The sequence below is a fragment of the Belnapia mucosa genome (assembly GCF_016775475.1).
Taxonomy (GTDB): Bacteria; Pseudomonadota; Alphaproteobacteria; order Acetobacterales; family Acetobacteraceae; genus Belnapia; species Belnapia mucosa.
On the sequence record NZ_JAEUXJ010000017.1, the window covers coordinates 28,638 to 42,367 of the forward strand.

The window sequence follows — 13,730 nt, forward strand, 5'->3', positions numbered from 1 at the left end:
GTGGGCCGGGGACCGCGGCGGGCAAGCGGTGGAGCACGCGGGGAGCATGCGCATGCAAGGGAACCACGGTCGCCGCCCGAGGGGCGGGAGCCCGATCCGGACGCAGCCGTCGGCTTATGGCCCGGCGACCTCGCGGCCGAGCCGGCGGCCCTGCCACGCCGCCACCACGGCGGTCGCCCCTGCAACCGGCGACCGGAGCCCGGATCATGGCCTCGCCTGACCCCGGCGCCGCCGCGACGTGGCAGGCTGCGGCCCCAGTAACCAGCCTACTTGCCATTGTCATCGAAGAGACCGGCGAGCGGCGCGAACTGGCGGCGAGCGGCACACTCTCCGTCGGGCGTGCCCGGCACAGCGACCTGCTCCTGGCGGAACCGGGCCCGAACCCGACCGCCTCCCGCCGCCATTGCGTCTTTGCTCTCGGACCAGACGGGGCCAGCGTGACCGACCTCGGCAGCACCAACGGGACACGGGTGAACGGCACCGCCGTCGTCCCGTACGAGCCAACGCCGCTTGAGGGCGGCGAGGTAATCGAGATCGGCGCCCATCGCTTGGCGGTCGTGCTGACGCAGCGCGCGCCACAGGCGGAGGCCGCGGACCTCGTCGGCGGCGATTCCTCGGCGGATCCGTCTGCGGCCGGAACCGGCCAGGCGCCCGGCTGGCGGCCACCCGCCCAGGACTGGCCGGAGGACGAGGCCGGGACCGGGACGCAGGCGTCCTCGGGGGGCCTGCGGGGGGACCCGCTGGCGGGCGCCTTCCGCGAGGCGCTCCGACCGCTTCTGCGCGGCGACAGCGGCACCGCTGCCCCTGCCACGCCCGCTTGGCCGCGGCCGGGCGGCGATGCGCCGCAGCACGAGGCGCTTGTCCCGAACCTCGCCGCGGCGGCCCCACGGGCCGAACTGGCGGATGCGTCCGCAGCGGTCGCCCTGCAGCCGGAAGGCGCTTCCCTTGGTCCCGTGACCGCGTGGCACAGGGCTGATCCCGTGCTCGAACCACTTGTGGCGGCGGAGGCGGATGGCCCGGCGCTGCCGGAGCCGGCGCGCGACCCGTTCGGGCCCGGCCCCGCCGGCGGCGCCGCTGCGCCGGCTGGCCTGGACCGGCGGTCCGCGCCGGGCGAGGCCGGGTGGGATCTCCCGCCGCTCGCGGACCTCTCCTCCATCGCCCCTACGTCTCCGGCCGAGCGAGAGGCGCACTGCACGGCGGTTCCGGACTCCCCGCTGCTCGCTGCTTTCCTCGTCGGGGCGGAGCAGCCGGCATCCCTCGTCCAGGGCAGGGACCCGGAGGAATTCTTCCGTGACGCCGGCCGGATCTTCGCCGGCCTCGCCGACGGCCTGCGCAGGCTGCTGGCGGTGCGTGCGGCGGTGAAGAACTATGCCGGGCTGGAGCGGACGCAGATCGGCCCGGTCTTGAACAACCCGCTCAAGCTCTCGGTCAACGGCCGCGAGGCCGCTGGCGCGCTGCTCGGTGCACGAGGGGAGGGCTACCTGCCCCCGGCGGCGGCCGTGGAGGCGAGCCTCCGCGACCTGAAGGCACATGAGCTGGGTGTGCTCGACGGTGTCCAGTCCGCCCTCGAGCAGGCGCTCGGCGAATTCTCGCCCGCCGCGCTCGAACACCGGTTCGGCAGCGCTGGTGGGCTGGCGGCCCTAGTCCCAGGTGGCCGGCGCGCCCGGATGTGGGACCTCTATCAGGAGCGCTACGCCGAGGTCGCGGCCGCCGCGCGCGCCCACCTGCTGGGCCATCCGAGCAACGTCTTCCGCGCCGCCTATGCCCGCGCCGCAGCCGCGGCCACCACTCTTCCGCCACCGCCGCCACCGCCGCCGGGCGGGACCGCCTCCGGGGGGGGGGGCGCATGAGGCGGCGCTCCCTGCCCGCCCTGGCGGCCAGCCTCGCCGGGCCTGTCCTGGCTCCCCCGAGCTGCGCCAGCCGGCCCATGCCGACCCGGCTGGCGCTGCGCGTCTCGGCGAGCGACGACGTCAACCCCGATGGCGCCGGCATGCCGAAGCCGATCCGAGTGCGCATCCTGCAGCTCGCCGGCATCGCGGCGCTGTCGCGGGCGAGTTTCTTCGCCCTCGACGCCGACCCGGCGAAGGTGCTCGGCACCGACCTCCTGGCCTCCGAGGACGTGCTCCTCGGCCCCGGCCAGGCAGTGACCCTGGAGCAGGAGGCGAAGCCCGGAACCCTGTACCTCGGTGTGGTCGGGGCATTCTTCGCCATCGAGAGCGCGCGGTGGCAAGCCTGGGCCCCGGTCAGGCCGGGCGCCAGGAACGCCTATGTCGCCCGGCTCGGTACCGCCGCGGCGGCGATTACCAAGGGGGAGACATGAGCAGCTTCGGTCGCGTCCTCTGGTCGGAGGGCATGCTCCTCCGCACCCAGCACCTGCAGCAGCAGGACCGCTGGGCCGAGGGCCTGGTGCGCTCGGCGACACTCGGCCTTCGGCACCATGGCTGGGGCTTCCGCACGCTGCAGGTCGAGCAGGGCCTGCTGGCCCAGGGCAGGCTCGCGCTCCGTCGCGCGAGCGGGGTGATGCCGGACGGCACCCCCTTCTCCTTCCCGGACGGCGGCTCCTGCCCGGAGCCGCTGGAGATCGCCGCCGGGGCAGCGCAGCCGGTGGTCGCGCACCTGGCCCTGCCGGTGCAGCTCGCCGGCGCGCCGGAGATGGATCCGCCCGGGCGGGAGCCTTCCGGCCTGCGCTACGCCGCGCGTGAGGTCGAGATCCGCGACAGCGTGGCGCAGGCCGACGCGGCCACGGCGCCCCTGCACGTCGCGGAGCTGCGCTTCCGCCTGCTCGACGGCACGGGGGCGCCGCGCGACGCCTATGTGACCCTGCCCGTCGCTAGGGTGGCTGCGGTGATGGCCGATGGGACGCTGGTGCTGGACGAAGACTTCCCGGTGCCGTGTCTCGGCTTCGGGACCTCGCCCTACCTGGCCGGCGTCGTCGAGGAGCTCGTCGGCAAGCTGGAGAGCATCGCCCGCGAGCGGGCCGCCTTCGTCACCGGCCGGCGCGCCCATGGCGCCGGCGACCTCGCCGACTTCATGGCGCTGCAGCTCTGCAACCGCTACCTCGCCGGCGCGCGGCACCTCGCGGCGCAGCGCGCGGCGCACCCGGAAGACCTCTACCGTTGGATGCTCGAGCTGCTGGGCGAGGCCTCCAGCTTCGCGGTGCAGGATCCGGTGGCGCCCGCGGTCGAGCCCTACCACCACGCCGAGCCCTGGCTCTCCTTCCGGCCGCTCGTCGCCGCGCTGCGGCGCGTGCTGCTCGACCTCGCGCGGCCCGACCGGCGGGCCATCCAGGTCCCGCTCCGCCTGTTTTGGAGCGGCGCGCGTGCGGCGGAGGTGCAGGACCGGTCGCTCTTCGCAAAGGCGCATTTCTACGTCGCTGTGCAGGCCCCTGCGGCGCCGGAGGTGATCCGGCAGCGCCTGCCTGGGCAGATCACCGTGGGCCCGGCCGAGGACCTGCAGAGCATGGTGCGCTCGGCGGTGCCGGGCATCGCGCTGCGGCACGTGCCGACGATCCCGCGTGAAATCCCGGTGCGGCGGCAGATGGTCTACTTCGAGCTCGACCGAACAAGCGAGCTGTGGGGCCGACTGCAGAATTCCGCGGGGCTCGCCATTCACGTCACCGGCGAGCTGCGCGAGGGCATGGAGATGGAGTGTTGGGCCGTCCGCGGCTGACGCGCGGCCGGCGGCAGGGGAGTGCGCGTGGCATGGACGGCAGCAGCGATCCCTTCGGCCCGATGGACGCCGACACCACTTGGCTCACCCGGCCGATGCCCGGCGGGCGGGCGGCGCCGGCCCAGGCGCCGCCGGCACCACCCGACCGTCCGCGTGAGCCGACACCGCCGCGGCCACCGCACCGCGCCGGGTCCGTCGCCGCCATCCTCGGAACCCCGGGGCGGGGGCCGCTCGTGGAGTGCGCCTTCGGCCTGCTCTCGGTGGTGCCGTTGCTGCGCGCCCACACGCCGCCGGCGCCGCCGGCGCAGATCCGAGTCCAGCTAGAGGAGGAACTCCGGGTCTTCGCCGATCGGGCGCAGTCGCGGGGCGTGGAGCAGCGGCAGGTCGCGCTCGGCCACTATGCGCTCTGCGCCCTGCTGGACGACGCGGTGCTCAACACGCCCTGGGGCGCGCACGGGACTTGGCGATCCAGCAGCTTGGCTGGTGCCCTGCACCACGATGCCGCTGCCGGGGAGCACTTCTTCGGCTACCTGGAGCAGGCTCGGCGGCACCCCGAGCGCAGCCGTCCGGTCCTTGAGCTGATGGGGGCCTGCCTCGCACTCGGCTTCCAGGGCCGCTACCGCATCGCGCCACAGAGGCGGCTTCCGGCGCTGCAGCAGATCCGCCGCGACGTTCTTGCCACGCTGCGCCGCCTCGACGGGGCGGGCGAGGGTGAGGATCTCTCGCCGCACTGGCGGGGTGCCGCCCTCGCCCCCGGGCCCGCCGCCCGGCGCATCCCGCTCTGGGTCTCCGCCACCGGGGCGCTCACCCTCCTAGGCCTCGCCTATGCCGCCCTCCTCCTGGGGCTGGGTGCCGCGGGCGAGCGGCTCGACGCCGCCATTGCGGCCCTGCCGCCGGCCAGCCCGGTGGCCATCCTGCGTTCCGCCGCGGCAGAGACCCCGGCGCTGACGCCGGTGCCGGTGCCGGCCGATTCCGGGCTCGAGGCGGGAATCCGCGCCTGCCTCGCGAAGTCGGGCTACGATGAACCCGGAGCCGTTGGTGGGCTGCCGGAGGGGCTGCGCCTCCGACTTCCCGATGCGGGCCTCTTCGCCTCGGGCAGCGCCGAACTGCGGCCCACGGTCCAGCCGCTCCTGCTCTGCCTGGCGGAGAGCCTGAAGGGGGCGGAGGGGCGGGTCGCCATCCTCGGGCACACCGACGATCGGCCAATGCGCACTCCGCGTTTCCCGAACAACTGGGAACTCTCGCTGGCACGGGCCGAGGCCGTGGCCGCGGTCCTCCGGCCCATGCTGGGTGGCGAGCGGCTCCGGGTCTTCGGCCGCGCCGACACTGAACCGGTGGCGCCGAATTACACCGAGGCGGGGCGGAGCCGCAACCGGCGCGTCGAGGTGCTCCTCCTCCGATGAGTCGGCCGGTGCCTGCTCCGCTCCCCCCACTCCCTCCCGAGGATCCCGGGATGACGCCCCTCGCTGCCCCGTCACTGCTGTCCGCCCTCCGTGCCCCCTCCTGGGTCTGGACCCTGGCCGGCACCGCCATGCTCGCGCTGCTGGTCTGGCTGTTCGGCGACCTCCTCGGCCTCGGTAATGCGCATCCGCTCGCCAGCCCGGAGGCCCGGCTCCTGGCCATCCTCGGCATCGCCCTGGCTTGGGGCGCCTGGACCCTCGTCCAGCGGGTGCGCGCGCGCCGGGCAAACGGCCGCATGGCGGCGGCCCTGGCGACGCAGGCGACGACGGGCGGAGACGGTCCGGCGGGCTCGGCCGAGCTGGCCGAAATCGAGCGCCGCTTCGTGCAGGCGCTCGGCCGGCTCAAACGCCGCCGGCTCGGCCGGCGAGGCAACCGGCGCTGGCTGTATGAGCTGCCATGGTACGTGATGGTCGGCCCGCCCGGCTCCGGCAAGAGCACCGCCCTGGCCCAGGCCGGGCTGAGCCTCCGCCTCGGACAGATCCAAGAGCTGCGCGGCATCGGCGGCACGCGCTACTGCGACTGGGTATTCACCGACGAGGCCGTGCTGATCGACACCGCCGGGCGCTACGTCACCCAGGACAGCGACCCACAGGCGGATCAGACGGCCTGGCTCGGCCTCCTCGATCTCCTCCGGAGACAGCGGCCGTGGCGCCCACTGAACGGCATCCTCGTCACCCTCTCGGTCCGCGACCTGCTGGAGGGCGACGGTGTCGGCGGCAGCACGGACCACGCCGCACGCATCCGGGCCCGGCTCGAGGAGATCGAGGAGCGGCTGGGCCTGCGCCTGCCGGTCTACCTCCTGGTCACCAAGGTCGACCTGGTCTCCGGCTTCGAGCCCTTCTTCGCCGACCTGACCGAGGCACAGTGCGAGCAGGTCTGGGGACACACCTTCCGCCACGACGCGCCCCGGGCCGGGGCGCCGCCGGCCCCTGCGGAGCTGCGGCAGGCCCTGGCCGGCTTGGTGGAGCGGCTGGACCGCCGGGTTCCGGGACGGCTCGCCGAGGAACAGGACCTCGAGCGGCGCGCCCTGATCTTCGGCTTCCCCACCCAGGTCGCCGGTCTGGCGGAGGCGATCCAACGCTTCGCCGAGCGCTGCTTTCGCGACTCCGCCTATGAGCGTGGTGCTTGGCTGCGCGGCGTCTACCTCACCAGCGGCACGCAAGCGGGCACACCGATCGACCGGCTGATGGACTTGGTCGCGCGCGGCCTGGGTGGGACCTCCGCCGCGCCGACGGCGACTGCCGCCGCGGGCGGCGAGCGCAGCTTCTTTCTCAGGCACCTGCTCGAGCAGGTGGTCTTCGGCGAGGCGGAGCTGGCGGGCCGCGACCTCGCCCGGGAGCGGCGCGAGCGGCTGCTCCGCCGGGCCGTGCTGGCCTCCCTCGCGCTTCTCCTGGCGGGTACCGGCGCCGCCTGGGGCTGGAGCTTCGCAGCAAACCGGGCGCGCCAAGCGGCGACCGAGGAGGCACTCGGCACCTGGGCGCAGCAGGCGCGGCCCCAGGCGCTCCCGTCGCTGACCGCAGCGGATGCCGATGTCGCGGCGGTGCTCCCGCTGCTCGACCGGATGGCTGGGATCAGGGCGCGGTTCGGAGACGAAGACCCGATCCCGATGCGGCTCGGGCTTTCGCAGCGCGTCACCGGCGAGGCGCAGCTCGGGGCCGCCTACCGCACCGCTCTGGCTCGACTACTGCTGCCCCGCTTGATGCTGGCCGCCGAGGCGCGGCTACGGGTGCGCCCCTTGCCCGCAGGCGAGCTGGTGGACGGCCTCCGGGCCTATCTCTCGCTTGTCGGACTCGCGCCTGCGGAGACGTCGCTGATCGAGGCCTTTTTCGCCCGCGAGGCCACGCTCCGCTCCGCCGCGGCGGTGGCTTCCGCGCGCCGCCACCTCGCTGCCCTGGCCGGCATCCTGCCCGAGCTGGACGCCAGCGAGCGGCCCGCGCCCGACGGGCGGCTCCTGGCCGAGCTGCGCGCCGCCCTAGCGGAGGTGTCCTTGCCGCGGCGCGCTTACGAGGCGCTCCTCGCGGACCCCGAGGCCTCTGGCCTGCCCGAGTGGCGCCTGACGGAGCATGCCGGCCCGAACGCCGCCATCGCCTTCGTTCGGCACTCGCGCCGGCCGCTCGGCGCCGGGATCCCCGGGATCTTCACCCATGCGGGCTTCCATCGAGTGTTCCTCCGCAAGCTCGGGGAGGTCGCGCGGGCAGTGGACGCGGAGTTCCAGGTGGTCGGCGCCCGGGCCGCGCCGGAGGCACCGGACGCGGAGATCCGCACCCTTCAGGCCGACATGCTGCGGCTCTACTACGACGACGCGGTGGCGCGGTGGCACGGGCTCCTGCAGGACCTTGCGCCCGTCCCGCTCACCGGCCTCGACCAAGCGATCGAGGTCACCAAGGCGCTGTCCGGCCCGAGCTCCCCCCTCAAGCTGCTGCTCCGGGCGGTCTTGCGCGAGACGGCGCTGACGTTCCCGCCCGAGCCCACAAGAGAAGGGGCACAGCCCGCCGATGCCGAAGGCCGGCAAGCCGCAACGCGGATCGGCAGTGGTAGCGGTGGCGGAACTGGCGGCACCCGCCGGCTCCTGCTCCTGGACCGGGCTGCCGGCGAGGCTGCCGAGCTGCCGGGCGCTCCCGTCGAGGCGCGCTTCGCCTATCTCCGGCCGCTTGTGGAGGGCCTGGACGGCGCCCCGCCGACGCTCGACGAGGCGCTTTTGGCCCTGGCTGCCCTGCATGCGCGGCTCGCCGAGGTGGCGGCAGCCCCCAATCCGAGGGAGGCCTTCGCCCGGCTCGGCCCGGGCATCGCCGAGCCGCTCGGCCCCTTCGCCCGGCGGCTGCCCGAACCGGCGCGGCCGGTGATCGAGAGCGTGCAGAAAGGGGTTGCCGACCTGGGGAAGTCCGGTGCGCGGCAGCAGCTCAATGCGCTCTGGCGGACCGAGGTGCTGGAATTCTGCCGCAAGGCCACAGGCGGCCGCTTCCCCTTCGCCGTGGGCGGCAAGGCCGACGCCATGGCCGACGACCTCGCGCGGCTCTTCGGGCCGGCCGGCCTCATCGATAGCTTTGTGAAGGGCCCGCTCGCCGCCTATGTGGACACCACGCGTCCCACCTGGGCCGACACGCAGGGGATCGGGCTCGCGCCCGGATCGCTCGCGCAGCTGGCCCAGGCCAGGCGCGTCGCCGCCACGCTCTTCGGCGCCAGCCCCGGCCAGAAGGCATCGTTCAGCCTGGTGCCGGTCTCGCTCGGCGGCACGGCGCTGTCGGCGACTCTCGACCTGGATGGCCAGGAGCTCCGCTACGACCATGGGCCGGCGCGCCCGGTGTCCTTCGTCTGGCCCGGACCTGCCGGCACCGGCACCGTCCGGCTGAGCTTCGCGCCGGCCTCCGGCGGGCCGCCTGTGACGGTGGCCAGGGACGGACCATGGGCCCTGCTGCGGCTGCTGCACGAGAGCGGCAGGCTCGAACGGACGGGCCAGCCAGAGGTCTTCCAGGCGGAGCTCGGTGCGGGCGGGCACCTGCTGCGCCTGCGGCTGAGGGCCGCGAGCGTCGAGAACCCATTCGACCTCGCCGTTTTCTCCCGCTTCGCCTGTCCGGACACCCTGGTGGCGGCCGCCGCGGGGAGTACCGGCCGGTGACTGGGGGCGACGCCTTCTCGGCCCCGCCCGGCGCCTTCGGCAAGCTGCCGGGGCATGCAGACTTCATCCTGCGCGGCCTCCCCGCCAGCTTCGCTGATCCCTGGCACGCCTGGCTCGCGCGCGGGCTCGCGGCCGCTCGGCGGCTGATGGGGGCGCGGTTCGAATCCGCGTATATGGTGGCGCCGGTCTGGCGCTTCGCGCTGGCCCCAGGGGCCTGCGGGCCGGAGGCCGCACTGGGTATCCTCCTGCCGAGCGTGGACGCGGTGGGTCGCCTGTTCCCCCTCACCCTGGCCACCATCTCTCCGTCACTTCCGGTGCCCCTGGCACTCGCCGCGGCGCACCTATGGTTCCAGGCGCTAGAGGAGGTCGGCCGCGAGGCGCTGGCCCAGGACCCGGAGGCGGAGGCCTGGGCGTCGCACCTGGCAGGGCTCGCGCCGGGTCCGGCGCTGCGGCCCGCCGCCGCCCAGGCGGGCGGGCCGGTGCATACACGGCTTCCGGTGGATTGCGGGCATCGGGTCACCGCCCCGGCGGCCCGATGCCCCGGTTCCGCGGCAGGGGGCAATGCCCTCCTCTGGTGCTATGGCTCGCCCTTCGTCCGCTCCTGCGCGCTCGTCCTACCGAGGTTGCCGGAAGGGCCGCAATTCGCGCGGTTGCTGTGCGACCTGGCGCCGCCACCGCCCGGGGGAATGCGCCGTGAGGCCCGGCGGGCGGCGCGGCGCGGCCTCCCGTCCGGCCGCCCCGGGGCGGCGCCGCGCGCGACGGCGCCTCGTAGGTATCCGCCCTGCCTTAGTGTCCATCCGGGAACAGATTGAATGATCTGAATCGGTTGTGATTGGCTCTTGGCGGCGATGGCCGGAAGAAGAGCGTGCATGTGGACACCCGAGAACCGGCCGAAATACGACCGCAGCAAGCTCCGCTACCCGAGTGATCTGACCGACGAGGAATGGTCGATGATCAGCCCTTTGATCCCGGGTGCGAAGGGCGGCGGCAACAAGCGGACGATTGACGTGCGCGCGGTGCTGAATGGGGTGATGTACATCCTGAGCACCGGCCGCCAATGGGCGGCGCTGCCGAAAGACCTGCCGCCGCGGAGCACGGTGAACGACTACCTCCGGCGCTGGGATGAGGACCGGACGCTCGATCGCATCCACCACGCGCTCTACGTGCTGTGCCGGGAGCAGGCTGGACGCGAGGCCAGCCCGACGGCGGCAATCATCGATAGCCAGAGCGTGAAGAGTGCGGAAAAAGGGGGCGCTGCATCGACCCCTCGGGCTATGAAGCGGGCAAGAAGATCAAAGGCAAGAAGCGGCACGTCCTGGTCGACACCCAAGGTCTGCTGATGCAGGCCATCATCCACGCCGCCGATATCCAGGACCGCGATGGTGGCGTGCTGCTGATGGGCTCGCTGTTCGGCCTCTACCCCTTCCTGCTGAAGCTCTACGCCGACGGCGGGTACCAGGGCGCCAACTTCCAGGCCGGACTGCGCACGGCCTGCCGCCAGATCAACCTCGAGATCGTCAAGCGGTCCGAGTTGCGCAAGTTCGTCGTGCTGCCGAAGCGGTGGATTGTCGAGCGCTCCATCGCCTGGCTCAATCGCTGCCGACGATTGGCCAAGGATTGGGAGTGCCTGAACCGTCGCGCGCTTGCCTTCCTGCGCTGGGCCTCCGTCCGTCGCATGCTCCGAAGGCTATGTCAGAAAACCACATGATCCCGGACGGACTCTTACGGTTAACCCACATCTTCGGTGTGCTCCGATGGAAATGCCGAAGGTGATGTACCGCCCGCGGTTTCTGAGACACCTGATTGAAGGCTATGCGGCGAGAGCCGCGGTTGAAAGCTGATCCTGGCGAACGGCGTCCGGTGTTCTGAAGCCGGTGGCGCTCAATGAGCCATGTCGAGTTGTAAGTTTTGCGGAACTCGAGGAGTGCCTGGCGGAGCTGCTCGACGGTGTCGAGGGTCCGGACCCAGAGGAGGTTTTCTTTCAAGGTGCGGATGAAGCGTTCGGCGCAGCCATTCCCCTCGGGCGCCCGCACGAAAGCGGGCGAGCTCTCGATGCCGAGGAACTTCAGCCTGCCTTGGAAGGCGTCGGACATGTACTGGCTGCCGTGGTCATGGCGCAGCGACAGGCCAGTCGCGATGTCCTTGGCGAAGCCGCCGAAGTGCTGGCGCACGCCTTGGCGGAGAGGTTCAAGGGCCTCGAAGCGGGTGCCGCGCCGGGCGGCGTGGAGGCCGACGCACTCGGCGCCGTGGTGATCGATGGCGACGAACACCGCCGCTTGGCCCTCGCCCGTCCAAGTGGTGGTCATGTCAGTAGCCCACATGGTGTCCAGGGTGTCGGGGATGATGGTGCCGTCGTGGTTGCGCGGGCCTCGAGGCGCTCCGACCCGAGACGGGGCGAGCAGGCCGTGCTCGTGCATGAGCCGCGGTACCCGGCGCCTGGAGGTCCGGACCTCCCTCATACGCAGCCTTGCCCAGACCTTTCGGTGACCTTCGCCATGGAAGGGACTGGCCGCGAGGACGGCCCGGGTCGCCTCCAGCAGCGCCGCATCCGGCATTGGCCCGGTGGGCCCTCAACGTCCAGGTGGCTCCACCCGGGACGGCAGGCGCTGGCGGTAGACGGTGGCGCGGGCTGCCCGCCAGACCCGGCACACCCGGGCCAGCAGGCCATGGGCCCTGCCGCTGCTGGGCGAGGCGGTCAGGCTCATGGCCGTGACCTCCGCTGGATCAAAGGGCGGCCGCCCTCCAGAGCCGCCACCTTTGCCTCCAGCAGCTCGCGCTCAAGCAGCATCTCACCCAGCCTAGCCTTGAGCCGTTCGCTCTCCAGCGCCTCGCCGTCGCTATGCCGTGCCGCCAAGCTCGCCTCGCCAGCCGCCAGGAAGGCGTCGCGCCAGCCACTCAGCGTCGCCGCTGTGATGCCCAGCGCCCGCGAAACCGTCTCCAGATCCTCGCCCCGAAGCAGCCGCAGCACCGCATCCCGCTTGCGCTGCCGCGACATCCGCCCACCCCGGCCAGGACCAGCGGCATCCGTCGTCTCTGTCGTCATCATGCACCCCACCCGCGGATACCGTCCGCTTACGGAGTGTCTCGACCAACCGTGGGGCGGAGGAGGGGCCGCCACCGCCCACAGCGAAGTTCAAGATCTCTACCCGAAAGTGTCGAGCCTGACATGCCGAACGGCTGAGAATGATCCGGTTGCGAATGGTGGTCGGGCGGGAGTTGGACAACAGAAGGATTGGCGACCTGTCGGAGATTGTTCGCTCCCTTGAGCTCCTCGCCAGGGACGTGGAAAAGCTACTGATCCGGCGGCACTGGCGTGAGGGCGATCTGGCACTACTGGAACTGGAAGCAGCAGCAGCCCGGCTGGGGCTGCACGTTCTAGACCAGGCATCGGTACGAGAGTGACGGTGCTGGCTCCAGGAGCTACTGCCTCTGGGCCAGTCAGCTATGCTGTGGCCATCCTATGTCTTGGTTGCCGTGCTTTAGCCGCGCTGCGGCGGGTGTGTTGCCCGCCTGCATCAAGTGCGCCCGGGCGGCGACATAGGCGCAGAGCGTCTTCAGTGCCAAGGCCTGCAGGGCATAGACCTGGGCGGCGGCCAGGGCTGCGGCACCAGCTGGAGCAAGGGTTCGGCTCTCTTAGACCGGCACCACCGCCGGCGGTCCAGCCTCGGCCGCTGCCCCGCCATCCTGTTGTCCATGTCCCCTGCCCCGTCCCCGGTAAGGCCTAGATTCTCGCGGTTCACCGCGATGCGGCAAGTCTTCCTTCACTTGTGGTAAGGGCGGCATCGCATGTGAGGGGAAGCTTACCGCAACTGCGGGAAACCGGCGCTTCCAGTGCGGCAAACCGTCCATCAAGCTGTCCTGAGGCATCTTGTTGCACGAGTGGCCCAGTTGAGCGCGTTGGAGTAAGCTGGCGTAGGGCGAGCCCTCGAACCTCGAGCGCCCGCGGCGAGTTGGAGGCACGGCTGCGCCGTCGGAAGGTGGGCCGTAACGACGCGCTGCGGGCACAGATCGTGCTGCTGGCGGCCGAGGGGTTGAGCAACCTGGCGGTCGTGGAGCGGCTCGGGGTGGCCCGCATGACGGTGGCCGTGTGGCGGCGCCGTTTCGCCGAGCGGCGGATGGATGGGTTGGCCGAGGAGCCTCGTCCGGGCGCGCCGCAGACCGTCAGCGACGAGAAGGTAGCGGAGGTCGTGACGACGACATTGGAGACCCTGCCGGCGGGTCGGACGCACTGGAGTTCGCGCGGCATGGCAAGGGCGGCCGGGCTGGTGCAGCGCATCTGGAAAGCGTTTTTCGCTCCAGCCGCACCGGGCTGAGACCTTCAAGCTCTCGGCCGATCCGTTGTTTGTCGAGAAGGTCCGCGACATCGTCGGCCTCTATCTCAGCCCACCGGAGCACGCCTTTGTGCTGTGCGTCGACGAGAAAAGCCAGATCCAGGCCCTCGACCGGGCGCAGCCACTGCTGCCGCTGCGCCCTGGCCAGGTCGAGCGGTGCACACACGACTACGAGCGCTGCGGCCCGACATCGCTGTTCGCCGCACTCGACGTGAAGGCCGGCACCGTCATTGGCAAGTGTATGCCGCGGCACAGGGCCGCGGAGTTCCGACGCTTCCTTGACACGGTCGAGACCCGCGTGCCGGCGAACCTTGATGTCCACGTGTTGATGGACAACGCTGCAAGCCACAAGACGAAGCTCATTCAGAACTGGTTCGCCAAGCGGCCGCGCTGGCACGTCCACTATACGCCGACCTCGGCCTCCTGGATCAACCAAGTCGAGCGGTTCTTTGCGCTGTTGACCGACGACGCCATCCGGCGAAGCGCTCACCGCTCAACAGCCGAACTCGAGGCCGCCATCAAAGCCTATATCGACGCGCACAACGCCGAGCCGAAGCCATTCACTTGGACGAAAAGCGCCGAAGACATCCTTGCTGCCGTCCAACGCTTCTGCCAACGCACCGTGCACGTTCAAGCAAAGTGCCGGAAATTTC

Annotated in this window: 7 protein-coding genes and 2 pseudogenes; 8 read left to right on the top strand and 1 reads right to left on the bottom strand. The window is 72.1% G+C overall.

Annotated elements, in window-relative coordinates; genetic code table 11:
* Window positions 1–206 precede the first annotated feature (206 nt).
* From tagH to JMJ55_RS25300, 7 genes are all read left to right on the top strand, one after another.
* Entirely contained in the window at window positions 207–1,850 is a 1,644-nt protein-coding gene (tagH, locus tag JMJ55_RS25270) for a type VI secretion system-associated FHA domain protein TagH (protein ID WP_202828397.1), read from the top strand.
* On the top strand, window positions 1,847–2,320 hold the full coding sequence (gene tssJ / locus JMJ55_RS25275) for a type VI secretion system lipoprotein TssJ (RefSeq protein ID WP_202828398.1): 474 nt from the start codon (window positions 1,847–1,849) through the stop codon (window positions 2,318–2,320). The genes tagH and tssJ overlap by 4 nt, the downstream gene beginning before the upstream one ends.
* Window positions 2,317–3,669 carry a type VI secretion system baseplate subunit TssK gene (gene tssK / locus JMJ55_RS25280; protein ID WP_202828399.1) on the top strand — a complete coding sequence of 451 codons (1,353 nt, stop codon included), beginning with the start codon at window positions 2,317–2,319 and terminating at the stop codon, window positions 3,667–3,669. The genes tssJ and tssK overlap by 4 nt, the downstream gene beginning before the upstream one ends.
* 32 nt (window positions 3,670–3,701) lie before the next feature.
* Complete coding sequence (gene icmH, locus JMJ55_RS25285; RefSeq protein WP_202828400.1) at window positions 3,702–5,072, top strand: type IVB secretion system protein IcmH/DotU; 1,371 nt, start codon at window positions 3,702–3,704, stop codon at window positions 5,070–5,072.
* Window positions 5,073–5,122: 50 nt separating this feature from the next.
* A complete protein-coding gene (tssM, locus tag JMJ55_RS25290) occupies window positions 5,123–8,746 on the top strand; it encodes a type VI secretion system membrane subunit TssM (protein ID WP_202828401.1) in 3,624 nt (1,207 codons plus the stop codon).
* Window positions 8,743–9,558, top strand: coding sequence for a type VI secretion system-associated protein TagF (gene tagF, locus JMJ55_RS25295; RefSeq protein ID WP_202828402.1), 816 nt, complete (start codon window positions 8,743–8,745; stop codon window positions 9,556–9,558). Before tssM ends, tagF begins: the two co-directional genes overlap by 4 nt.
* 57 nt (window positions 9,559–9,615) lie before the next feature.
* Window positions 9,616–10,454 (top strand): IS5 family transposase gene (locus tag JMJ55_RS25300; protein ID WP_202828403.1). Its coding sequence is split into 2 segments (ribosomal slippage): window positions 9,616–10,003 and window positions 10,003–10,454, totalling 840 coding nucleotides; the frame shifts between segments, so codons are not numbered across the junction.
* 102 nt (window positions 10,455–10,556) lie between these two features.
* Here JMJ55_RS25300 and JMJ55_RS25305 read toward each other — a convergent pair.
* Window positions 10,557–11,789: pseudogene (locus JMJ55_RS25305) on the bottom strand (IS3 family transposase).
* A gap of 907 nt (window positions 11,790–12,696) precedes the next feature.
* On the opposite strand from JMJ55_RS25305, the pseudogene JMJ55_RS25310 reads away from it, so the two are divergent.
* A pseudogene (locus tag JMJ55_RS25310) lies at window positions 12,697–13,696 on the top strand (IS630 family transposase); the annotation flags it as partial.
* Between the last annotated feature and the right edge of the window lie 34 nt (window positions 13,697–13,730).

What these genes read in the sequence shown, in the direction of transcription:
- icmH (WP_202828400.1), top strand. Translation starts at nt 3,702, where the DNA reads ATGGACGGCAGCAGCGATCCCTTCGGCCCGATGGACGCCGACACCACT.
- tssJ (WP_202828398.1), top strand. Translation starts at nt 1,847, where the DNA reads ATGAGGCGGCGCTCCCTGCCCGCCCTGGCGGCCAGCCTCGCCGGGCCT.
- tagH (WP_202828397.1), top strand. Translation starts at nt 207, where the DNA reads ATGGCCTCGCCTGACCCCGGCGCCGCCGCGACGTGGCAGGCTGCGGCC.
- tssM (WP_202828401.1), top strand. Translation starts at nt 5,123, where the DNA reads ATGACGCCCCTCGCTGCCCCGTCACTGCTGTCCGCCCTCCGTGCCCCC.
- tssK (WP_202828399.1), top strand. Translation starts at nt 2,317, where the DNA reads ATGAGCAGCTTCGGTCGCGTCCTCTGGTCGGAGGGCATGCTCCTCCGC.